16 protein-coding genes and 2 pseudogenes are annotated in these 23201 nt (G+C 39.0%); 9 read left to right on the plus strand and 9 right to left on the minus strand.

From position 1 onward, the window contains the following. The first annotated feature begins 234 nt into the window (after nt 1-234). The 4 genes from tig to M2R48_RS02630 all read left to right on the plus strand — a co-directional run bounded on the left by tig (nt 235) and on the right by M2R48_RS02630 (nt 4628). Nucleotides 235-1566, plus strand: coding sequence for a trigger factor (tig, locus tag M2R48_RS02615; protein ID WP_004726530.1), 1332 nt, complete (start codon nt 235-237; stop codon nt 1564-1566). Between the two features lie 189 nt (nt 1567-1755). Beyond that, nucleotides 1756-2367 carry an ATP-dependent Clp endopeptidase proteolytic subunit ClpP gene (clpP, locus tag M2R48_RS02620; RefSeq protein ID WP_004726532.1) on the plus strand — a complete coding sequence of 204 codons (612 nt, stop codon included), beginning with the start codon at nt 1756-1758 and terminating at the stop codon, nt 2365-2367. Between the two features lie 36 nt (nt 2368-2403). Beyond that, a complete protein-coding gene (clpX, locus tag M2R48_RS02625; protein WP_034609735.1) occupies nt 2404-3714 on the plus strand; it encodes an ATP-dependent Clp protease ATP-binding subunit ClpX in 1311 nt (436 codons plus the stop codon). Between the two features lie 164 nt (nt 3715-3878). After that, nucleotides 3879-4628: a DUF2846 domain-containing protein gene (locus M2R48_RS02630; protein ID WP_004726536.1), complete on the plus strand. Its 750-nt coding sequence runs from the start codon at nt 3879-3881 to the stop codon at nt 4626-4628. Nucleotides 4629-4688: 60 nt separating this feature from the next. On the opposite strand, the gene M2R48_RS02635 is transcribed toward M2R48_RS02630, so the two are convergent. The 4 genes from M2R48_RS02635 to M2R48_RS02650 all read right to left on the minus strand — a co-directional run bounded on the left by M2R48_RS02635 (nt 4689) and on the right by M2R48_RS02650 (nt 7981). Continuing rightward, entirely contained in the window at nt 4689-5222 is a 534-nt protein-coding gene (locus M2R48_RS02635; protein WP_262084996.1) for a DUF2059 domain-containing protein, read from the minus strand. 57 nt (nt 5223-5279) lie between these two features. Further along, on the minus strand, nt 5280-5813 hold the full coding sequence (locus M2R48_RS02640; RefSeq protein ID WP_262084997.1) for a DUF2059 domain-containing protein: 534 nt from the start codon (nt 5811-5813) through the stop codon (nt 5280-5282). Between the two features lie 10 nt (nt 5814-5823). Then, nucleotides 5824-6372 (minus strand): hypothetical protein, encoded by a 549-nt coding sequence (locus tag M2R48_RS02645; protein WP_262084998.1) that lies wholly within the window; start codon nt 6370-6372, stop codon nt 5824-5826. An 82-nt stretch (nt 6373-6454) separates the two neighbouring features. Continuing rightward, a complete protein-coding gene (locus M2R48_RS02650) occupies nt 6455-7981 on the minus strand; it encodes a fumarate hydratase (RefSeq protein WP_244014929.1) in 1527 nt (508 codons plus the stop codon). Between the two features lie 263 nt (nt 7982-8244). Here M2R48_RS02650 and M2R48_RS02655 point away from each other — a divergent pair, with 263 nt between their 5' ends. Then, nucleotides 8245-8856, plus strand: coding sequence for a class I SAM-dependent methyltransferase (locus M2R48_RS02655; protein ID WP_262084999.1), 612 nt, complete (start codon nt 8245-8247; stop codon nt 8854-8856). A 280-nt stretch (nt 8857-9136) separates the two neighbouring features. Beyond that, on the plus strand, nt 9137-11323 hold the full coding sequence (locus M2R48_RS02660; protein ID WP_239046486.1) for a TonB-dependent receptor: 2187 nt from the start codon (nt 9137-9139) through the stop codon (nt 11321-11323). Nucleotides 11324-11484: 161 nt separating this feature from the next. On the opposite strand, the gene pta is transcribed toward M2R48_RS02660, so the two are convergent. The 3 genes from pta to M2R48_RS02675 all read right to left on the minus strand — a co-directional run bounded on the left by pta (nt 11485) and on the right by M2R48_RS02675 (nt 16802). Further along, nucleotides 11485-13626: a phosphate acetyltransferase gene (gene pta / locus M2R48_RS02665; protein ID WP_262085000.1), complete on the minus strand. Its 2142-nt coding sequence runs from the start codon at nt 13624-13626 to the stop codon at nt 11485-11487. 276 nt (nt 13627-13902) lie between these two features. Next, complete coding sequence (locus M2R48_RS02670; RefSeq protein WP_034610100.1) at nt 13903-15120, minus strand: acetate/propionate family kinase; 1218 nt, start codon at nt 15118-15120, stop codon at nt 13903-13905. A gap of 416 nt (nt 15121-15536) precedes the next feature. Beyond that, nucleotides 15537-16802 (minus strand): glutamate-5-semialdehyde dehydrogenase, encoded by a 1266-nt coding sequence (locus M2R48_RS02675; protein ID WP_262085001.1) that lies wholly within the window; start codon nt 16800-16802, stop codon nt 15537-15539. Nucleotides 16803-17105: 303 nt separating this feature from the next. Between M2R48_RS02675 and M2R48_RS02680 the strand changes: the two are divergent. After that, nucleotides 17106-18153: pseudogene (locus M2R48_RS02680) on the plus strand (alpha/beta fold hydrolase); the annotation flags it as partial. A gap of 77 nt (nt 18154-18230) precedes the next feature. Further along, nucleotides 18231-18452, plus strand: a pseudogene (locus M2R48_RS21595) (alpha/beta hydrolase); the annotation flags it as partial. A 132-nt stretch (nt 18453-18584) separates the two neighbouring features. On the opposite strand, the gene M2R48_RS02685 reads toward M2R48_RS21595, so the two are convergent. Together M2R48_RS02685 and nagZ are read right to left on the minus strand one after the other, a co-directional pair. Continuing rightward, nucleotides 18585-19430 (minus strand): class I SAM-dependent methyltransferase, encoded by an 846-nt coding sequence (locus M2R48_RS02685; protein ID WP_262085002.1) that lies wholly within the window; start codon nt 19428-19430, stop codon nt 18585-18587. A 256-nt stretch (nt 19431-19686) separates the two neighbouring features. After that, nucleotides 19687-20706 (minus strand): beta-N-acetylhexosaminidase, encoded by a 1020-nt coding sequence (gene nagZ / locus M2R48_RS02690; protein ID WP_262085003.1) that lies wholly within the window; start codon nt 20704-20706, stop codon nt 19687-19689. A gap of 196 nt (nt 20707-20902) precedes the next feature. On the opposite strand from nagZ, the gene M2R48_RS02695 reads away from it, so the two are divergent. Then, nucleotides 20903-23086 (plus strand): carboxy terminal-processing peptidase, encoded by a 2184-nt coding sequence (locus tag M2R48_RS02695; RefSeq protein WP_262085004.1) that lies wholly within the window; start codon nt 20903-20905, stop codon nt 23084-23086. Nucleotides 23087-23201: the final 115 nt, after the last annotated feature.

The following is a 23201-nucleotide window of genomic DNA, read 5'->3' on the forward strand; positions in this document are numbered from 1 at the left end:
AAATAAATTTATTCTATTGTCACTAAAGCATTTGAATTTGGTAAATTTCTCAAAATATGCGGATTTCTGGCTTTTGGCTGCAAAGAAGGGGATTGGTTTAAAAAAGCGACATAATGGGGAAATCCGTAACCGAAATAAAATGATTTACACAGGTGTTTTGTATATATTCAAATGTTGTCATATAATGTGGCACTTTTTGAAAAACTGTAATTATTAAATTCTATCGAGGAAGCCATGCAAGTAACTTCTGAAGCGGTTTCGGGCGTTGCCCGTCGTTTAAATGTATCTGTACCGACGAGCCGTATTAACGAGCAGTTTGAAGCTCGCTTGAAACGCACTGCCAAAACTGTGAAGATCAACGGCTTCCGTCAAGGTAAAGTGCCAGTAAACGTTGTACGTCGTGAATACGGCGCTGGTATTTACCAAGAAGTTGTAAACGACATCATTCGTGACACAGTATTTGAAGCAATTCAACAAGAAAAAATCAACGCTGTTGGTATGCCAAACATCGACAAAGTTGAAAACAAAGATGATGCTTTAGTTTATCAAGCTACAGTTGAAGTTTATCCTGAAGTTGAAGCTAAATTTGAAGGTCTTGAAGTATCACGTAAATCGTCTGAAGTAACAGATAAAGACGTTGATGCAATGCTTGAAAACCTTCAAAAGCAACGCGCTGAATGGACTGAAACTAAAGGCATGGCTAAAAAAGACATGCAAGTAACTTTCGATTTTGAAGGTACTGTTGATGGTGAGAAGTTTGAAGGCGGTGCTGCTGAAGACTTTAAACTTGTTTTAGGTTCTGGTCGTATGATCCCTGGCTTCGAAGACGGTATCGTTGGTATGAAGAAAGGCGAAGAGAAAGTGATTGATGTAACTTTCCCTGAAGACTATCAAGCTGAAAACTTAGCAGGTAAAGCAGCTCAATTCAAAATCACAGTTAAACTTGTTGAAAAACAAAAACTTCCTGAAATTGATGCTGAATTCCTTAAAATCTTCGGTTTAACTGAAGAAGAAGGCGTAGAGAAATTAAAAGCTGACGTTCGCAAAAACATGGAACGTGAAGTAAAAAATGGTCTACGTAACCAAGTGAAAGGTGCAACTTTTGATGCACTTGTTGCTGCAAATGACGTAGAAGTTCCTGAATCTATGTTGGCTCAAGAAATTGACCGTCAACGTCAACAAATGATTCAACAATTTACTCAACAGTTTGGTGCTCAAGGTGCTAAAGCATTTGATAGCAGCATGCTTCCAGATGAATTGTTCAAAGAACAAGCTGAAAAAGCAGTTAAACTTGGTGTATTGGTAAGCAAAGTATTGGCTGATGCTAAACTTGAGGTAGACCAATCACGTGTTGATGCTTATATCGAAGATATGGCTTCTTCTTATGAAGATCCTACTGAAGTGATTGAATATTTCAAAACTGATAAGCAACAACGTGCTCAAATCGAAGGCGTAGTGTTAGAAGATCAAGTTGTTGATCATATCTTAGCTGCTGCTAAAGTAACTGATGAAGTTGTTAGCTATCAAGATTTGTTAAAAGAGCAACAAGCGCGCCAACAAGGCTAAGTTGTTTGATCTAAAAAAAGGCGCTTTGGCGCCTTTTTTTATGAGCTTAAACATGGATTTAATCATTCCATTCACAATACTTATGCAAAAAATATCTGATATTAAGTTGGGAATATTTTGCATTTTCAGCAATTATCCCTCATATTGTGAACATGAGTGAAGTAACAAGAATTCAGGAATAAATAACGTATGTATGTTCCATCAATTGAAAGCGCTTTGGTGCCAGTAGTCGTAGAACAATCTTCACGTGGTGAGCGTTCTTTCGATATTTTTTCACGTCTTTTACGTGAACGTGTGATTTTTTTAACTGGTGAAGTTGAAGACAACATGGCGAATCTTATTGTCGCGCAAATGCTGTTTTTAGAAGCTGAAAATCCAGATAAAGATATCCATTTATATATCAATTCACCTGGTGGTTCAGTGACTGCGGGTATGGCAATTTACGATACGATGCAATTTATTAAGCCTGATGTAGTGACCTATTGTATGGGGCAAGCTGCATCTATGGGGGCTTTCTTATTAAATGCTGGTGCAAAAGGTAAGCGTTATTGCTTGGAAAATGCACGTGTAATGATTCACCAACCATTGGGTGGTTTCCGTGGTCAAGCATCGGATATTGAAATTCACGCACGTGAAATTTTATTCATCAAAGAACGTTTAAATCGTTTAATGGCTGAACATAGTGGTCAAGATTACGAAACTGTCGCTAAAGATACAGATCGTGATAATTTTATGACTGCACAGCAAGCAAAAGAATATGGTTTAGTGGATCAGGTATTAAGTAAACGACCTCAAGACTAAACATTTATAGATAAGATTTAAGAATTTGGAGTGAAAATGTCCGATCTTCCTCAAGGACAAAAGCATTGTTCATTTTGCGGTAAAACGCAGTCTGAAGTCGGTAAGCTGATTGCAGGCGAGGACGCATATATTTGTAATGAATGCGTGGATGTGTGCTTAGACTTAGTGCAAACGAGTCAACAGGTGGAAACAGGCGATTGGGCAACACGTCCATTGCCAAAACCACATGAAATTCGTGCGGCTTTGGACCAATATGTAATTGGTCAAGACACTGCAAAGAAAACACTTTCAGTAGCAGTGTATAACCATTACAAACGTTTAAAAGTATCTCAAACAGGTCACAAGCCTAAAGATGCGGTTGAAATTGCTAAAAGTAATATTTTGCTGATTGGACCGACAGGTTCAGGTAAAACATTGCTTGCACAGACACTTGCGCGTTTGCTTGATGTACCTTTTGCAATGGCTGATGCAACTACATTGACCGAAGCTGGTTATGTTGGTGAAGATGTTGAAAACATTATTCAGAAACTTTTGCAAAAAGCAGATTACGATGTAGAAAAAGCACAAAAGGGTATTATCTATATTGATGAAATTGACAAGATTACCCGTAAATCTGAAAACCCTTCGATTACACGTGATGTGTCTGGTGAGGGCGTGCAACAAGCATTGTTGAAAATGATTGAAGGTACTGTTGCGTCAATTCCGCCTCAAGGTGGACGTAAACATCCACAGCAAGAGTTTATTCAAGTTGATACTGCAAATATCTTGTTTATCTGTGGTGGTGCGTTCTCTGGTCTTGAAAAAGTTGTTCAACAACGTCAAGAAAAAGGTGGCATTGGTTTCACCGCAGACGTAAAGAATAAAGACGATAGCAAAAAAGTATCTGAATTATTCCGTCAAGTTGAAGCCGCAGATTTGGTGAAATTTGGTTTAATTCCAGAGTTCATTGGTCGTTTACCTGTGATTGCAACCCTTGAAGAGCTTGATCAAGAAGCCTTGATGCAGATTTTAACTGAACCAAAAAATGCATTAACTCGTCAGTATCAATATCTCTTTGAGATGGAAAATGTAGACCTTCTTTTTGAAGACTCTGCTTTACGTGCGATCGCGAAAAAAGCGTTAGAGCGTAATACAGGTGCGCGTGGTCTGCGTTCTATTTTAGAAAATGTATTGCTTGAAACCATGTATGACTTACCAAGTCGTTCAGACATTGGTACTGTGATTATCAATGAAGCAGTGATTAACGATAAAGCTGCGCCAGAGTTCAAATCTGAACGTCAACCAAAGCATGAAAATACTGAAGTTGAAAAAGTAGATTTGAAGGTATTGGATACAAAATCAGCTTAAAAGCTGGATTCTGATACATCCTCAGTGCAATTCATCTGAAACGTGCAAGTAGCTTGACTATTTGCACGTTTTTTATTTTTAAATGGTCATTGAAATGTTAAGCTGGCTGTAGACAATAGGGTTTATTAAAAACGAAAATAAAAAATACGCGGTGAGGGAAAATCATGCGTTACATCGGTCTAGTCGTTTTGATCAGTTGTGGGTTGGCAGCTTGTCAAAGTCATCAATCTGTTGAACAGCAACCTGCAAAAGTTGTTTCAACTTTAGATCCTATCGATTTCAAAAAAGAAGATTCGTTGGTTCATGAAAAGCTTGAACAATATAAAGTTGCATCATTCTCTACCGGATCTTGGGTCAATCAAAAGCCGGGGCAATACTTTAAGCTGGTTAAGCCTCAGAATCCTCAAGCTGCGATTGTGTATTTTTATCGACCGGATAGTCGTTGGAATAGACAAGAAATTATTCCAAACAATTTTTTTCTGAATGGTAAGAAAATTCCAAGCTTGATCAGTAATCATTATTACTGGATTGAATTGGCTGAAGGTGACTATAAATTAAGTCTCAGTCGCCCATTAACGGTTTTTCATTTCCAGAAACCCAAAGTTGCTTACTTCTCAGTGGAAGCTGGCGGGCAATATTTTGTCAAATATGAAGAAGAAAAATTTCGCGGTGGTCCCAATGGTGAAGCAGGGTTATTACGTGTAGGACCTTTAATGCAAATGCCTACTCGACAAGGGCTCAAAGAAATTGCAATGACTCAACTGAAAACTCCAGGCCTTAATTTTGTGGCTGAAGTGACTGCAGATGGTCGTGTGATCAAACCTAAAGAAAAAATCAAAGGTGAGCCGTACAAAGTGAGTGATGATGTGCATTTGGGGCAGCAGTTTAAACTTTGGAACCCAATGACTTGGTGATCTATCGCTAGAGGATGCTTGATATAGAAAAGAGAGCGGAGCTCTCTTTTCTTATTTGTTTTATTGAGTATTTGCGGCCTTTTTTAAAGCATCTAGCTTTTTAGTCACTTCTTTAAAGTCTTTAGATGCAGTTTGTACACTTTTAATCAGTTGGCTGTTCATGACTTTCATGGTTTCTTGAGCAACTTGAGGTGTTTTTTTCAAAATAGACTGTCCAATTGCACTTGAATAAAAATCAATTTGAGCTTGAACTTCTTCAGCACTGTATATGTCTTTATAAATCTTAAGATAAACAGGTTTGATTTGATCCCACGCAACAGTTTTTTTACTTTGCTCATACATTTTGTCAGCAAGCTCATTGGCGACAATTTGTTCTTGTGGATTGAGCTGATCTTTTTTTACTGTCATTTGAATGATTTGGTAAGCTTGTTGATCTAACTGAGGGCGAATTTGTTGTATGGTTTCTTGTAGCAGTTCATCAATATTCATGACTTTTAATAATTGTTGAACTTGTTGGTCTGAAGCGGGCGCTGCAAAAGCAAAATTTGTGCTGATACATGCGCTTGCAAGTAGTAAGTGTCGGAGTAATTTCATAAAATACCTATATAAGTTCTGGTTGTAATTCACATCATAAAATGGTTGAGTAAAAGCTTATTCAACTTGAAGAATTGGCTTTAAAATCGTTTCCATTTTTTCTTTCAGGGCTTTTTGATTTTCTACTTTTAGCATTTTTTCTTGAGAAAACTTTGCGGTTTCTTGCATGACTTCTGTCATAAGCGTGTTCATCTTTTGATTGATAGATTGTCCAATCGGTGTACTTAAAAAAGCGATATTGGCTTGAACTTCTTCTTCAGTAAAGGTCTTTTTAAATAATGATTTAAACATGTTGAGATATTCAGGGTCAGTCACCAGCTGTTGTTGAATATCACTATACAGCGCACTAATTTGTAGTGCTGCATTTTGCTGATCGATATTCAATGTTTGAGCCCCCGTCACTTGGCGAACAAGAGCTTCTGCTTGATCGTCAAAGTAGGGTTGCATATCACGAGTACTTTGTTTGAAAATCTCTGAGATATTGGAGAGCTGCATCAATTTGTTGACACTTTTATCTGTTGCTGGAGATGCAAAACTTGACACTGTGATACAGCATAAACTTAAAGTTAAAACGAACTGCTTAATTTTCATAGGTTTTCCTTTATTTATTTTCATCTAAATGATGCAGTTGCTGAATAATTTCTCCAATTTTATTGCGATATTGTTGGATAAATTGAGGATCATTGACTGCCTTATGAATAGCAGCATTGCTTTCTAGGAATATTTCTGTGTCAATATTGGCAAGTTTTGTGTATAGCTCTTGGCTTGATGTTGTATCACGCTGAGAGAGCATATCAATTTCTTGAGAACTTAACGATTCTAAAAGAATTTGTTTAGTTTGGGCGATAAATTGTGGATCTCGGAGAATATTTTCTGGTATTGCCTGATAAATCTCTACAATTTGAGGAATGATTTGTTTTTCTTTATCAGTGAGTTCTATTGTACTTAATCCGTTTTTGATTAGATTTTCTGCTTGATTTTGATAGATCCGTTTTGCACTTTCATTGTATTGTAGGCGCCATATTTGATTAGTAATGATACCTTGCGCTAATCGGTCAATGGCATCACTATCTGTGTTTGAGGCAAAACTTTGAATAGAGATCAAGCATACAAATAACCCAGAAAAAATAATATATTTTATAAAGTTCATGATCTGACTCAAAATAAAAAGCACTCTAATCATAGAGTGCTTTTTAAGTGATGCTCAAGCTTAATCTAAGCTTTAGATCAGATTATTGAGCAACAGCATCAACCACTGGGATTTTACCAATTTTGGCTTGCCAGATTTTAGGTGCAGTCGCATGAATAGAAGTACCATTGACATCAACTGCAACAGATACAGGCATGTCTTGTACTTTAAATTTGTAAATAGCTTCCATACCTAAGTCAGCAAATGCAACAACTTCTGCTTCACGGATGGCTTTAGATACTAAATAAGCAGCACCACCAACAGCCATCAAATAAGTTGCTTGATTGTCTTTGATCGCTTCAACAGCAGCAGGGCCACGATCCGCTTTACCGATCATACCGAACAAGCCTGTTGCTTCAAGGACTTGACGTGTGAACTTGTCCATACGTGTTGCTGTTGTTGGGCCAGCAGGGCCTACAACTTCATCGCCTACAGGATCTACAGGCCCCACGTAGTAAATGAATTTACCTTTGAGATCTACAGGTAACTGTTCGCCTTTATTCAACATGTCAACCATGCGTTTATGCGCAGCATCACGACCTGTATAGATGGTACCGTTCAATAATAATGTATCGCCCGGTTGCCATGAGTTCATTTCTTCCTGTGTGATATTGTCTAAGTCAACACGTTTAGACGTTGACGTATCCCAAGTCACTTCAGGGTAATCTGAAAGTAAAGGCGCTTGAATATGTGCGATACCTGAACCGTCTAACTGGAAATGAGCGTGACGAGTTGCAGCACAGTTTGGAATCATACCAACTGGTTTACCAGCAGCATGGCAAGGGTAGTCTTTGATCTTGATATCAAGCACTGTGGTTAAACCACCAAGGCCTTGTGCACCGATACCCAATGCATTTACTTTTTCAAAGATTTCAATACGCAGTTCTTCGATTTGGTTCTGTGGGCCACGGCGAAGTAACTCGTCCATATTGATTTCTTCCATGAGCGATTCTTTTGCAAGCATCATGGCTTTTTCAGCAGTACCACCAATACCAATACCGAGCATTCCTGGAGGACACCAACCCGCACCCATCGTTGGTACAGTTTTAAGTACCCAATCTACGATCGAGTCAGAAGGGTTAAGCATTGCCAGTTTAGATTTATTCTCTGAACCACCACCTTTCGCTGCAACAGTAATATCGACTTTATTGCCTGGAACGAGTTTGTAGTGAATTACAGCAGGTGTATTGTCTTTGGTATTTTTACGACCAAAAGCAGGATCTGCTAAAACTGAAGCGCGGAGTACGTTACTATTTTCTAAATAACCTTGGCGTACACCTTCATTGATCGCATCATCTAAGCTCATGGTTAAATCAAATTTAACATCTAAGCCCACGTCAACAAATACGTTAACAATACCAGTATCTTGACAGATTGGACGATGACCTTCTGCACACATACGTGAATTAATTAAGATTTGTGCAATTGCATCCTTTGCAGCTTGGTTCTCTTCACGATCATAAGCACGGCTCATCGCTTGGATAAAGTCTTGTGGATGATAGTACGAAATGAACTGAAGCGCGTCCTTGACCGATGTGATCAAGTCATCTTGTTTGATAATAGTTGTCATATCAAAAATCTCTTGAGCGGGCTGTTAGCTAGCGGGCTAAATTATACGTGATATTGCTTGTTTTGTGGTGGCTTAGATCTAATTTCAGCCTAAAGTTTTATGATTTTATTTGAGAAACTCAGCTTATATTTTGATTGATCAAGTCAACTTTTCTACTTTTTATATAAATGATGATAAAGCCGTATTGAAATAAATTTCAGATTTTACAGGGTGAAAAGCTCTATACTCTATTGAGTTAAAAGCTTGGGCTAAATAACAACAAAATGGAAAACTATACGCATCTTGCGGAAAATATTATTGAAATTTATACAAAGCATGCTCGTGCATGGACTGAATTACGCGGGGAATTTCTTTATGAAAAAGCGTGGTTGGATCGCTTTTTAGCTTTAATTCCAGCTCATTCCCATATTCTTGACTTGGGTTGTGGTTCAGCAAAGCCAATTGCAGCTTATTTGATTGAGCAAGCGAATACTGTGACAGGTGTTGATAGTTCTGATGTGATGATTGAAATGGCGAAACAGAATTTTCCTGAGCACACTTGGATTTTAGCTGATATGCGAACAGTAAATTTAGATCGCAAATTTGATGCAATACTCGCTTGGGATAGCTTTTTTCATCTTACACCACAAGATCAGCAAGATATGTTTGAAATTTTTGATCAATATACAAAAGCTGGCGCTGCTTTAATGTTTACCAGTGGACCATCACAGGGTGAAGCGGTTGGAGAGATGTTTGGTGATGCGCTGTATCATGCGAGCTTATCATCCGCTGAGTATCATGAACTATTTAAAAAATATAATTTTGAAGTGATAAAGATGATTGCTGAAGATCGTGATTGTACTGGGCATACTGTTTGGTTAGCCAAGAGAATATAAAATACCTAGATGAAAATAAATTAAGCAATAAATACAAAAATATCTAAAAATTTTAATATTCTCAAATTAAGAGATTAATATATTTTAATTGTGGGTATTGAAGTTATTTTTTAGTTTAATTTCTAAATAAGTAAAAATAATCTTAGCTAATTTAATATACTTTTCACGTTTATTTTTTTACCTATCATTATTTTGTAGTTAAATTAGCGTGTTATTGTAAATTTTAGTGAAAAATCATATTATAATGATAATAATTCTCATTGTTTTTCTTGGTGCAATAATGCCTTTTGTTAAAAAAAGCTTAACTTTAATGATGCTGTCGACGGGAGGACTTTTCGTTTCCTCTTTAACATTTGCAAATACAGATAGCAGTGAAGAACAGAAAAAAAGCACAGCAACGCTTCCCACCATTGTCATTGAAGCAATGAATGATGGTGACCCAATAAAAACATATGTGGACTATAAACAAGCCAATGTTACGAGAAATGGTTTAGATAAAAAAGATATACCACAAACGATTGATACAATTGATGTTTCTAAATATAAGCTGTATGGCGCAAATGATCTGAGTGTTATGTTACAAGGCACGCCGGGCGTTTCAACCAGTTATGATATGCGTGGTGATGGTATTATGCTGCGAGGGTTTAGTGCGGATTCTGGAGATATCTATCGTGATGGCGTGCGTGAAAGTGGACAGATACGTCGCAGTACCGCCAATGTTGAACGAATTGAAATTTTAAAAGGTCCTGCATCTGTATTATATGGCCGTAGTGGCGGTGGTGGTGTGATCAATATGGTCACCAAATATGCAAATTTTGATTCGGGAAGCTCAGTTGGGGCATACGTGGGTTCTTATGATAATGTTGGCGGAACGCTTGATATTAATAAAGTGCTTAATGATAACTGGGCTGTACGTTTGGTTGGTGAAAAGTCCGATACCAATAGTTTCCGTTCTGATATCGGTGCCAATGAGGAAATGATTTCTCCAAGTGTGACTTATCGTAGTGATGATGAAAAACTACTTTGGACGACCGAATTTACTTACGACAATATACATCGAGTTCCTGATCGTGGTCCTTCCTATGAGAACTTGCCTGCTGGGACTTCAATTAAGATGGGGTTTGCTCAATCTGGGGATTATGTAGAAGATATTCTTCAAACAATGCGTACAGATGTTAAATATGAATTTGCGCCAAATTGGAAATTTCATTGGGGCTTAAGTCATCGTGAGTCGGAACAAAATTTTGATCATTTTTATTTAGGCTCGATGTGTACTGCTGACGTGAAGCCAACGAATACAAATAAAGGATGTTATAAAGGTTATGTCAATCAAATTTATTATTGGCAGCAAACAACCAATAAAACTACAACTAATACTTGGGATATAACTGGTGAGTTTAATACTGGTGCGATTAAACATAATGTTCTAGTCGGTACAGACTGGTCTTATGAACAGCGAGAACCTTTACTATCAAATAAAAACAAGGATGGATCATTGATTTATGGATTTGTGAACCCACTAACAGGTGATCGTTTTAGTAACCGTGGCACAGGGCATATTACGACCTCTCACAATTATAATGAAGGAACAAATTATGCGCTTTTCCTTCAGGATCTCATTAGCTTTAATGATCAGTTTAAAATGATGTTAGGTGGGCGTTATGATTACTATGAGTCAAAAACCACAAATAAATTAGAGAGTTCAACATCATATCGACAATCACGTGCAGTTAAAGATGAGACATTTAGCCCAAATGTAGGTTTTGTATGGCAACCCGTCCCTGAACAAAGTCTATATGCATCTTATAGTCGAAGTTTTTCACCTTTTGGCGGCAATATGGGCGTCAATGTTATAAATGCAACCGATGATCTAAGTGCATTTAATTATGAGCCGCAATATCTTGATCAATATGAAGTGGGTATAAAAAGTGATTGGCTGGATTCTAAGCTAAATACACAATTATCTGTATTCAATATTAAAAAACATAATATCCGCGCGCGTAAAGATCCAGATGATAATAACTCGCCTTATGTTGTTGTTGGGGAAAATGAATCTAAAGGATTAGAGTTTAGTTTTATTGGTCAGGCACTGAATAATATTTATGTTCGAGGTGGCTATGGTTATACAGATGCCAAAATTACTAAACATGATTTAAGACCTGAATTGGTTGATAATAATTTACGCAATGTTTCCAAGCATACAGGCAATTTATTTGTACGTTATCTTCCTACCGAAAAAATTTATGGTGAGGTTGGTGCAACCTATATGGGGGATTATTATACTTCTGATGAAAATACCACCAAAATGCCAGACTGGACTCGTATCGATGCTGCAATTGGTTATAAAGATGATAAATGGGGCGCGACGATTGCTGTGAATAATTTAACAGATAAAGAATATTGGCGTTCAAACGCTATGCCGGGTACTCCTCGAAATTATTTATTCCGCGTGAACTATTTCTTCTAAGCTTTAATTTCATTGAAAATAAAGCTGTCTAATACTCATGATAGCAATTGAATCGATGGGGATATCAGTATCATAAAGACTGATTTATGAGTTTTTCGTCAGTATATTATAAAAAACCACCCAATTGATTTGGGTGGTTTTTTATGTCTAGCAGATCAGCATTAATGTGCGGCTTGTTGTTCTGACTGAATCGCGGTCAATGCAATGGTAAAGACAATATCATCTACCAATGCACCACGCGACAAGTCATTTACAGGTTTATTTAAACCTTGCAGCATTGGACCAACACTGACCACATTAGCCGAGCGTTGAACTGCTTTATAGGTGGTATTGCCTGTATTGAGATCTGGGAAGATAAATACATTGGCACGCCCAGCAACTTGAGAGTCTGGTGCTTTAGAGCGGCCAACGCTTTCAACAGATGCAGCATCATATTGTAAAGGACCATCAATCAGTAAATCTGGACGACGTTGTTTGGCAATTTCCGTGGCTTTTGCAACTTTTTCAACTTCTGCACCTGCGCCTGAAGTACCGGTTGAATAAGAAATCATGGCAATACGTGGATCAATACCAAATGCTTTTGCCGAATCTGCAGATTGAATTGCAATCTCTGCCAATTGCTCAGCATCTGGATCAGGGTTGATCGCGCAATCACCATATACATAAACTTCGTCTGGTAACAGCATAAAGAAGATTGAAGAGACCAAGGAGTATTCTGGTGCAGTTTTGATCAGCTGGAATGCAGGGCGCACTGTATTGGCGGTGGTGTGCACAGCACCAGAAACCAGTCCATCGACTTGATCAAGTGCCAGCATCATTGTACCGAGTACTACAGTATCTTGCAGTTGCTCACGTGCTTGTAATTCGTTGAGTTTACCTTTGCGTAATTCAACCATTTGGGTCACGTAGTTTTCACGGATCAGATCTGGATCAATAATTTCTAAATCCACAGGGAGTTCAATATTACGTGCTTTGGCGACTTCAAGTACCGCTTCAGGCTTTGCTAACAATACACATTGCGCAATACCACGAGATTGACAAATTGCTGCGGCTTGAATGGTACGCGGCTCATCACCTTCAGGCAGTACAATACGTTTTTTTGCAGCAATAGATTTTTGTACCAATTCATGGCGGAATGCAGAAGGAGATAAACGGGGTTTATAGTCACCATTCAACATTTGGGTCAACCATTCTGGATCAATATGGCTTGAAACGAAGCGGGTCACTTGATCGGCACGTTCAGTATCATCCACAGGAATTTCATTGCTTAAATTGGCAAGTTGCTGTGCTGTTTCAAAGGTACTGAGTGGTGTGTGTAAAATCGGTAGACCATTTTTAATTGCAGACTGGCAGAACTCTAAAACCAATGGATTTGGCTCATGGTGTTCAGTTAAAACTAAACCTGCGAGTGGAATGCCATTGCTGGTGGCTAAACTACTGGCCAATAACACATCAATACGATCGGAAGCACTGATAATCAGTTCGCCTGCAACGAATTTTTGTAGTTCATGTTCAATATTTGACGCAATTAAACTGCTGTGCAATACACGGCGTGTGTTGGCTTTGCCTTGATTAATCCACGTGGCTTGAATTTGTTTTGCTAAGTCTGAGATGCGAGGCACACTCAAGGTGTCACTGAATGGAACTAAGCCAATAATTGGAAATGTTGCTGAGCCGATGTGTGCATGAGTTTTTTGAATTTCAGTTTTAAATTTTTCAGTATCTGCAACTAAACGTAAGCTTGGGTCAATGGTCACTGGAATTTGTGCAGATTCAGCAGGTAAACCGCGGGTACGCATAAACAATACGCCTGCATTACGCGATGATGATGCACCACCAAAATTACGTACTTGTGCTTCAACTTTTTCAGCAGTTTGTTCTGGTTTTTCGATATTGGCATTGCTGACAAAGATAACTTTAGCATCTAAAGCTTGCGCCAAAGAGGCATTTAAATCACTGGCAAAAGCATCACGTGCAGTAGGGACTAAGCCTTCTACAATCACAATGTCATGGGACTTTGCAATTTGGCGTTGTAAGCTGACTGCTTCTTCAAGGAGCTCATCAGTTTCACCATCATTGAGCTGTTGCGTGATTTTTGTATAAGCTATCGGTTCAACCGTATCTAATTTTGAGATATGACGGTAAAGCGCAGTGGTGCGGTCTGGTTCAGCGATTAATTCTTGTGAAAATGGTTTTACAAAGCCTGCTTTAACGCCTTGGCATTCCAATGCATAGACTAAGCCTAAACACGCAGACGTTAAGCCTACGCCTTCCCCAGTTGGAACCAATAAAATTGTTTTCATAGACGATTCTTTAATCAGTAAAAATATGTGAATTTATGGGTAAATTGAAGATGAATATCTCCAATCATCTGTTTCACTCAACATCTTTTCGGTGGTGTATACAGTGATCGCAAAACGATATTCATCTACAAGACTGGTTTATATATTTATGCCAGCTTAAACGATTACAAAACAGCTTTATATCAAAAATCTGCTCAAGATCAATTGTAATAACGAGCTTGAGTATGCTGCAATTTCAACAGGTATACCCAAAGCTCGTACAAAACTTACGACAGCTTAAGCTGTCGCAATATCAGATTCAGGCTTTTTTGCGGCCTGTTGTACCTCGTGTTCTACAACATGAACGGTTTCTTTAGCAATACGACCTTCTTCATCGGTTGGTATGACCCAAATTTGAGGACCTGTTCCAGCATCAATTCGACCTTCTGTACCACGTTTTAAACCATCATTCTGTTCTTTGCTGAGGTTGAAACCGAAGTGTGGTAAGTAAGCAATGGTTTTTTCACGAATATAGGCAGAGTTTTCACCAATACCGCCAGTAAAGAATAAACCATCGATACGTGGTAAACCGCAGCTTAATGCCGCAAGTGATTTGGCTAAACGATAACAGAATACTTCAATCGCCAAAGTCGCATCTTCATTGCCTTGTTCTGAAGCTTCAATCAAGGTACGCATATCATTTGAAAGATCTGATAAGCCCAGTAAGCCTGATTCACTGTTCAGCATTTTATCAATTTTATAGATGTCCCAGCCTAGATTTGAAGCAAGGAAGCTATGAATACTTGGATCAACATCACCACTACGGGTACCCATCACCACACCTTCAAGCGGAGTCAGTCCCATGGAGGTATCGACACTTTGACCATTCCAAATGGCGCAAGTTGAGCTACCATTGCCTAAGTGTGCTGTTAACCAACCGCCATGTTTGTAGCTACCCGCGAGTTCAGAACCACGTTCAGAAACATAGGCATGACTGGTACCATGGAAACCATAACGACGAACGTTGTGTTGTGTATACAGGAACTTTGGTAAAGCATAACGATATGCATGTGCAGGCATGGTTTGATGGAATGCTGTATCAAATACTGCAACTTGCGGTAATTCAGGGAATAGGCGCATTGTCGCATCGATACCGACTAAATGAGCTGGGTTATGCAGCGGTGCAAGTGGTGTTGCTTCACGAATTTTTTCTACAATTTCAGGCGTCAATAACTCAGCTTTGGTTAAGGTACCGCCATGAACAACACGGTGTCCAATGGCTTGAGGTTTATACTGTGATAAACGACCTAAGATGGTTTCTAAAGCTTTTTCATGGTCTGCATAGGGAATTGAAAGCTCAAGCGGTTGATTGCCCGCCGTGATTCCTTTAATACGTGCATCAGCAGAGCCTAGATTTTCTGCTAAACCAAAGATTCGATCTTCACGACGTTCAGAAACAAGCGCATATTTGATTGATGAAGATCCGCAGTTAATTACTAATACTGATGTAGACACGTTTGAATACCCGAAATTATAATTTAAAAAAGTCATCCTGATTGATCTGATTATGCTTGTTTATAAAGGGCAAATTAGATCAGCAGTCATGTTGTACCATGTGTAGTTTTTTTGTCCTAGATAGACTTTAGGTGATTAGACTTTTGGACTATCGACCTGATATTGATTAATAATTAATATTTATCAATTGATTGTTAAAAATTATCACTCATTGTTGTTTTAATCTATCAGCATTATATAGTTTCTTGTAAATAATCTTGTCCTATCCAAAGGCAATCTTTGCGTCTTTCTAAAAGGCAAATACATATTTTTTATCAAAATTTTAAATTGATTGATGTTTTTACTGTGTATTAAAAATAAAAAACTCAGCACTTATGTTTGAGATAAATGCTGAGTCGAGTTATTCAAGCTTGGAATCAATGACGAATTTGACCATCGCCTAAAACAATCCATTTTTGCGAGGTTAAACCTTCAAGACCGACTGGGCCACGGGCATGGATTTTATCGGTAGAAATACCAATTTCAGCACCTAAACCGTATTCGAAACCATCAGCAAAACGCGTCGAAGCATTGACCATGACTGAACTTGAATCTACACGGGTCAAGAATTGACGCGCTAAGCTAAAGTTTTCAGTGATGATTGCATCGGTATGATGTGAGCCATATTTGTTAATATGTTGAATGGCTTCTTCAATCCCAGTCACAATTTTCACTGCCAAGATTGGACCTAAATATTCTTCATACCAATCTTCTTCACTGGCTGGTTTTACAGCATTGCCTAAGATTTTTTGAACATTGATACAGCCACGCAATTCAACGTTTTTTTCTGCATACAGCTCTGCGATACGGGGTAAAAACTCTTCCGCAATTTTTTCATCAACCAAGAGTGTTTCCATTGCATTACACACACCATAACGATGTGTTTTTGAGTTTAATGCGATAGGAAGTGCTTTATGTAGATCCGCCTGAGCCTCAACAAAAACATGGCAGTTTCCATCAAGATGTTTAATCACAGGAATGGTTGCTTCATTGGTAATGCGTTCAATCAAGCCTTTACCGCCACGAGGTACGATGACATCGACATACTCAGACATGGTAATCAATTGACCCACGGCAGCACGGTCAGTGGTGTTAATTACTTGTACACAAGTTTCAGGTAAGCCCGCTGCTTTTAAACCATGTTGAATGGCTTCAGCAATTGCTTGATTTGAATTCAATGCTTCAGAACCACCACGTAAAATGATGGCATTGCCAGATTTTAACGCAAGTGAGGCGGCTTCAAGGGTAACGTTTGGGCGTGATTCATAAATCATGCCGACCACACCTAAAGGCACGCGCATTTTACCAATCTGAATACCCGTTGGACGGAAAGCAAGATCCGTGATTTCACCAATCGGATCGACAAGGCTGATGACATCTTTTAAGCCTTGTAACATCCCTTTAAAGCGTGTGGGGTTGAGTTCTAAACGATCAAGTAAAGCACTATCCAATTGATTGTCACGACCTTTGCTCATGTCAATGTGGTTGGCGGCCAAGATTTGCGGTTGACTATTTTCCAAAGCAGTATAAATCGCAGATAAGGCATTATTTTTTGCAAGTGTAGTTGCGCCTGCCAAAACACTAGCGGCTTGGCGTGCTTGCTTCCCTACAGTTTGCATATACTGTTCAATTGAGTCTTGCATAGCAGTTTATTTGATCATTAAAAATTTCCCTTTGATAGTAGCAGTCTAAGTAAAGCCAAGGAAGTATTTCACTGAAATAAACTTATTTTGCAGCGTTGAAGCGTTAAATATCTTGCAAAATCTTTTGCCATTTAAACTGGATAAACGGTCAATTTAGCGATTGCGTATAAATCACACATCTGTAAGAATGAAACAATAAGGACATTGATGTGATACAGAATTCATACGTATCACGAATTTGAAAGAATAATGCGGGTCAAAATCTTGCATATTAAAAGAATAAAGCAAGGATGGAGGAAGGATATGAATTCCATTATCCAAATGGACACAGAATCACACCAATCTTTATCAAGCTTTGGTTTTTTCGACATATACCACAAAAACAGTTTTAAGCAGGAGCCAAGAACAACTTGGATTGATGGCTGGAAAATTGAGTATATGGCGATCGCAGATCCACGAACAATTCACAATACCCCGATTGTGATTGTGGGCGGAGCGTTCCAAAACTTTAACTCATATAAGTATTGTGTTGAGCAGTTCTTTGAAAGTGGCCCAGTCATTTTGATTGATTTGCCCTCTATGGGCGCCAATCAACAAATCACCAATATCGACTCTGGTTTATCTGCGGGGACATTAGAATTACCTGATCTTTCTCGTATGTTGGGACAGTGGCTTGATATTGTCGCGATTGAAAAAGTTGCTGTGGTGGGAATTTCTTTAGGTTCTGTGATCGCTTCATTTTTTGTTGATCAACGCCCTGAACTGGTCGAAAAAATGATCTTGATGGGGGTGATGCAAGAAACTCGTAAAAGCTGGCGCATGTTGTTAGAAGAATCATTGATGTTGATGAAAGAACAACGTATGGGCGAGTTTGGTCAGGCCGTGATTTTGTATTTAGTTAATCATGCCAAGCTCGATAAAACGCGTATGTCTCCCACGGCCAAAAGATTATTCTTTAAGCAAATGGCTGAGTTTTCAAATACTGAACAAGAACGTTATGAAATCAATTGTAATCGTCTATTACGGTTAAGCCATGTACCGGTTCCTCAAGTGAATACACTGGTGGCATGTGGTCAATACGACAGTTTTACCTTACCGCATGAAAATGCAAACTTTGCTTTACAATGCCCAGATATGCAGTTTGCAATGATTGCCAATGCCGATCATGTTCCTCAATTACAACGCCGTAAAGAAACCATGACTTTATTCACCACTTACTTAAAAGGTGGGTCGATCCAAGGACTGGATGGGATTGTCAATTTCACACGGGAACAAATGCAGCATATCGAGCGTCGTGGTGAAAATCGTATTCAAGTACTTGATCCACATCGTCAGTTGACACATCGCCATTCAAATAAAGTGATTCAGGTTGAGGTGGTTGATTTAAATTACTTTGGTTTATTGATGCGTCTTGATCATCAACAAGATTTAGCTTTTGTAAATCAACATACCCGTGATTTGGCTTTAAATTTGAGTGATGATGAAGGTGAGTTTGCGATTGAATGTTTGATTTTTGAAACCTCCGCATCTGGTGTTCGCGCACTATTTAAGCATGGTAGCTTTGAAAATGCAGATCGCTTATTACGGTTTATTGCACGCCAGACCCAAGCAGTGCAGTTATGTATAGCGCAAGAAGGCGCAGTAGCTTAAGCCTTTGATATATTGATCTGTTAAAAAACCAGTCTTTTGACTGGTTTTTATTTCTTAGAATTGAAGTATTTAAATCTCGAAGTGTTAATGTTTCGAAGGATTTAAGTCTCTAAATTTCAATACATGATTGCTTTAGCGTTGTGCATCAATCATCCACACCAAATCACCTAGATGTTCTTCAGTATTGTATTCAGTTGAATCTGTATTGAAATAGACACGGGGCTGAATCACGTCAACTTTTTGAAAACCAGCTTGGTAGATAAAATTTCTGACTTGTTCTGGTGTGACAAAGTGAAAAGTAAAAGCACTTCGTGACATGACTTTTAACAGCTTGCTGCTGTTCCAAATCACTTTTGCCAATTTGTTTTTTACTGGTTCAGGGTAAAGGTCGGTGAGATAATGCAGACTGTTAAAGTCTTGCCCATAATGTGCAATCGATTGAATCAATTGTTGTAACAGCTCTTTGGTGAAGTAGTTAATTAAACCTTCACTGATCACGACGAGTGGTCGTTGTGGATCAAATACCTCAAAGGCTTTTTTAAAATCCTCTGTAAATAAGTCGACGGACAACACATCTGGGCTCTTGTGATCAATTTGCTTAAGCGCCGCTTGCTTGGTTTTTGCCATACCGGGTAAATCTAATTCACGATAATCAATCAAGGGATAATGTTGTCTAAACCACCAGCCTCTTGGTGACAGCCCCGCGGCTATTTCCAATACTTGTAAGTTCGGAGACTGTTCAATCAGTTCAGCTAAGCGCTCATCCAACATGGTATGACGTTGCTTGAGTGTGGTACGCATACTGCCACCGACATATTTTTCTCCCCAACTTTCTATTGGGTGGGCAATCATAGCCAAAGTTTTACCTTTGGATGTGGCAAATAAGGGATGAGAAATGCCCATTTGATACCAAATATAGCCTGTGTAATGGGCTGTAAATGAAATATGGCGGTGCTTGGAAAGTTGCTGGTTTGACATAGTTATCCTTAACTTTTATTTTTTCTAATGGGGTCATGATGAAAAGCAATTAAAACACAACTAAAAATTTAATTTTGCTTCGTCGTCTTTTTTGATCCTTTGAACCCTCCTTTTAAAAGGAGGATGGCTTAAATCTCTTTAATTATTAAGGGCTTATTAATCAATAAAGGGCTAAGATCCCCCCATTGATCATCAAGAGGGGGCAGGAGAATTGAGTTATCTAGCGCAATATCCTATGGATAGCTCTCTATTGGTTTTAAAGTGAATTTTTAAATTCTTCAATGACTTTTTTGACAGCTTGCCATTCATGTCCAAGATCAAATGTTTCATCAATACTGATCTGCGGAATTTTGCCACGCATACGTTCTAAACGTGCTTGATTCGGTAAAGGTAAGTTTTCGATCCCAGCCAATGCAATACATGCCGATTCACGGTTATTACACACCAAGCCCATATCACAACCTGCCTCGAGGGCAGCACGGATACGTGCATCTGCTCCGCCTGCAACACAAGCTGCTTGCATGCTTAAATCATCCGAGAATAACACACCATCAAATTGAAGCTCTTGGCGTAAAATCGTTTGAATCCAGTAAGGTGAAAAACCAGCAGGATTTGGATCTACTTTTTCATAAATCACATGTGCAGGCATAAGTGCATCCAGCTGGGTTTGTAGCTGAATAAAGCTTTGCATATCCTTGTTATAAATGTCTTGGTATTCACGTGGATCAATTGCTGCAGCAACATGTGAATCTGCTTTCACAGAACCATGTCCAGGAAAGTGTTTTCCTGTGGTTGCCATACCCGCACGTTGCATTCCTCTCATAAATGCGCTGGCAAGCGGCACAATATCTTGTACATTTTTTGCAAAGGCACGATCGCCAATTACATCACTAATGTCATTCAGATCTAAAACAGGTGCAAAACTAAAATCAATCCCCACTGCAAGTACTTCAATTGCCATGAGCCAACCACATTGTTCAGCCAGAGTTAAAGCTTTTTCAGGTTGAGTTAAGTAAAGCTCACCAAAATGCCCCATGGCTGGTAGTAGGGTAAAACCTTGTTTTAGGCGTTGTACTCGTCCACCTTCTTGATCAACGGCAATAAGAATGTCGGGACGAATTTGGCGCATATGATCGGTTAAAGCGCGAACTTGAGCGGGTGATTCTATATTTCTTGAAAATAAAATCATGCCACCGACTTGCGGAGTTTGTAATAGTTCAATATCTTCTTGAGTAAGTTCTGTGCCTGCAATATCAAGCATCAATGCGCCGATCATAGGAATCCACGGTTGTATTTATATAAACTGGGAAACAATACCCGATTTCTGCAATGATTTGCTACACTTACTCAGTACAGATTATGCTAAAACTACACAACATAAACAGATAAAGTCGTTTAAGATATTGAAACTGTTGAGTTCAGATTGAAAAACGATATAGAAATTGGAAAACCCAAGGAAGTATTAAGAATTTATGAAAATTCAAACTCTCGCTTGCGCTATAGCACTTGCAACAGGTGGTTTATTCTTTACCCATACCATCAATCAGGCAATGGCGGAAACCAATGCTACAAACGTGTCTCAATCGATTCATCCTTCACAAGATCAAGCCTTAGTGACACGTCAACTTGCAACATTGATTGACCGTCAGCATTATTTGAATATGCGTTTAGATGCAAATACATCAAATCGTATTCTCGACATGTATATTGATAGCCTTGATCCAGAGCACACCTTATTTTTAGCTTCAGAAATTGAACAATATAAAAAGCAATATGGTGCAACACTCGGCGCAAAATTAAAAGCAGGCGATTTGTCTGGACCATTTGCGATTCATGCGCATTATCGTGCACGTTTAAAAGAATTTTATGAATTTGAATTGGCTGAACTTAAAAAGCCCCAGAACTTAAATCAGCCAAATGAATTTATTGATGCAGATCGTGAGAAAGCTGAATTCTTTGCCAGCAAAGCCGAGTTGCAAAACTATTGGCGTAAGATGTTGGTGTCGCAATTAATCAATCTCACCATTGCCAAGCAAGAAGATCAAGCCAAACAAAAAGCATTAAAAGATGATCCAACATTGGCCAATGGTCAGGATTTGGCAGCATCAGAAGATCTTACACCTGTTCAAACGCTTACCAAGCGGTATACCCGCCAACTAGAGCGTATTGGACGAACCAAGAGCGATGATGTATTGGAACGTATCCTCAATGCAATGACCTTGACCTATGATCCACACAGCAATTATTTCCCACCTGTTGATGCTATGGAGTTGAATCGTCAAACCACATTACAACTTGAAGGTATTGGTGTTTCGATTCGTCCTGAGCGTGGTAATGAAGACTATACCAAGATTGAAACCATTGTAGATGGTGGGCCTGCAAGTAAGACAGGGCAGGTCAAATCTGGTGATCGCATTATTGGCGTTGCACAAGATGGCAATAAAATGGTCGACGTGATTGGTTGGCCAAGTTCTGAAATTGTCGGCTTGATTCGTGGTAAACGTGGCACCAAGGTGTCAGTGAAATTGTTGGCTGCGGGCGCTTCTATGAGCCAAGCACGAGTTGTGACCATTACTCGTGATGTGATTCAAGAAGAAGATGCCGGTGTGCGTTCACGTACTGTAGAGCTAATACGTGATGGTAAAAAACATAAGTTTGGTGTTTTAGAAATCCCATCTTTCTATCTGAACTATCGCGCACGTCGTGCAGGGACTGAATACCGTTCTGTTTCAGAAGATACCAATAAAGCATTGAAGTCACTTGCAGCACAAAATGTTGAAGGGATTATTATTGATTTGCGTAATAACCCAGGTGGTTCTTTAGAAGAAGTTGCCAAAATGATTGGGCAAGTGATTAAAGAAGGCCCTGTGGTTCAAATCCGTGATGGTAACGGCAATGTGAGCGTGTTTGAAGACACCGACGGTGGTGCGCAAACTTATGCAGGACCTTTGGCTGTTTTGGTTAATTTAGCCTCGGCTTCTGCCAGTGAAATTTACTCTGCTGCCTTACAAGATTACGATCGTGCTGTAATTTTAGGAAGTACGACGACGGGTAAAGGGACTGCGCAAGTTCAATTGGATAGCCTTGCTTATGGTCAAGCAACCTTAACGCAACGTAAATTCTACCGTGTGACTGGTGGCAGCACCCAAAACAAAGGCGTGATTCCAGATATCAAACTGGTGGATATTTATGATGAAGAGTTTGGTGAGCGTAAAGCTAAAAATGCTTTGAAATGGGATACGATTCCAACTGCGCCGTTTAAACGTGAAGGGTCAATTCAACCGTATGTGGCGCAGCTTGGCGAAAAATCAAAAGTTCGTGCGGCAGGTGATCCTCAGTTCCAATACTTAGAGACGCGTAAAGCGATTGCTCAAGAAACCAAGGATCAAAAACGAATCTCTTTAGATATTGATAAACGTAAAGCAGATTTGGTGGCGCTTGAAGCAAGAACATTGGCTGCGGAGAATAAGCGTCGCACTGAAACAGGATTAAAGCCATATTCAAATTGGGAAAGTTACCAAGCAAGTTTGGATGCATTGGCTGAATCAAGAGCGAAAATGAAGGTAAACCAACGTCCGGCATTGCCAGAGGAAGAGACCTTTGTGAATGAAGCTGCCAATGTTCTGTTAGATTTGGCACATCTAACAAGTAAATAACTAAAAATTCTATTTAGGTAAAATAAAAAAGCATATCTCGGATATGCTTTTTTTATTTCGATTCAAAAAATAACTTGACGTTCAATAGGATAGTGATATTTTAAGTAAAACGACC

Source organism: Acinetobacter sp. I-MWF, assembly GCF_025433935.1.
GTDB lineage: Bacteria > Pseudomonadota > Gammaproteobacteria > Pseudomonadales > Moraxellaceae > Acinetobacter > Acinetobacter guillouiae.

Coding starts and splice junctions, on each gene's coding strand:
- tig (WP_004726530.1), top strand. CDS start 235: ATGCAAGTAACTTCTGAAGCGGTTTCGGGCGTTGCCCGTCGTTTAAAT.
- clpP (WP_004726532.1), top strand. CDS start 1,756: ATGTATGTTCCATCAATTGAAAGCGCTTTGGTGCCAGTAGTCGTAGAA.
- clpX (WP_034609735.1), top strand. CDS start 2,404: ATGTCCGATCTTCCTCAAGGACAAAAGCATTGTTCATTTTGCGGTAAA.
- M2R48_RS02630 (WP_004726536.1), top strand. CDS start 3,879: ATGCGTTACATCGGTCTAGTCGTTTTGATCAGTTGTGGGTTGGCAGCT.
- M2R48_RS02635 (WP_262084996.1), bottom strand. CDS start 5,222: ATGAAATTACTCCGACACTTACTACTTGCAAGCGCATGTATCAGCACA.
- M2R48_RS02640 (WP_262084997.1), bottom strand. CDS start 5,813: ATGAAAATTAAGCAGTTCGTTTTAACTTTAAGTTTATGCTGTATCACA.
- M2R48_RS02645 (WP_262084998.1), bottom strand. CDS start 6,372: ATGAACTTTATAAAATATATTATTTTTTCTGGGTTATTTGTATGCTTG.
- M2R48_RS02650 (WP_244014929.1), bottom strand. CDS start 7,981: ATGACAACTATTATCAAACAAGATGACTTGATCACATCGGTCAAGGAC.
- M2R48_RS02655 (WP_262084999.1), top strand. CDS start 8,245: ATGGAAAACTATACGCATCTTGCGGAAAATATTATTGAAATTTATACA.
- M2R48_RS02660 (WP_239046486.1), top strand. CDS start 9,137: ATGCCTTTTGTTAAAAAAAGCTTAACTTTAATGATGCTGTCGACGGGA.
- pta (WP_262085000.1), bottom strand. CDS start 13,626: ATGAAAACAATTTTATTGGTTCCAACTGGGGAAGGCGTAGGCTTAACG.
- M2R48_RS02675 (WP_262085001.1), bottom strand. CDS start 16,802: ATGCAAGACTCAATTGAACAGTATATGCAAACTGTAGGGAAGCAAGCA.
- M2R48_RS02685 (WP_262085002.1), bottom strand. CDS start 19,430: ATGTCAAACCAGCAACTTTCCAAGCACCGCCATATTTCATTTACAGCC.
- nagZ (WP_262085003.1), bottom strand. CDS start 20,706: ATGATCGGCGCATTGATGCTTGATATTGCAGGCACAGAACTTACTCAA.
- M2R48_RS02695 (WP_262085004.1), top strand. CDS start 20,903: ATGAAAATTCAAACTCTCGCTTGCGCTATAGCACTTGCAACAGGTGGT.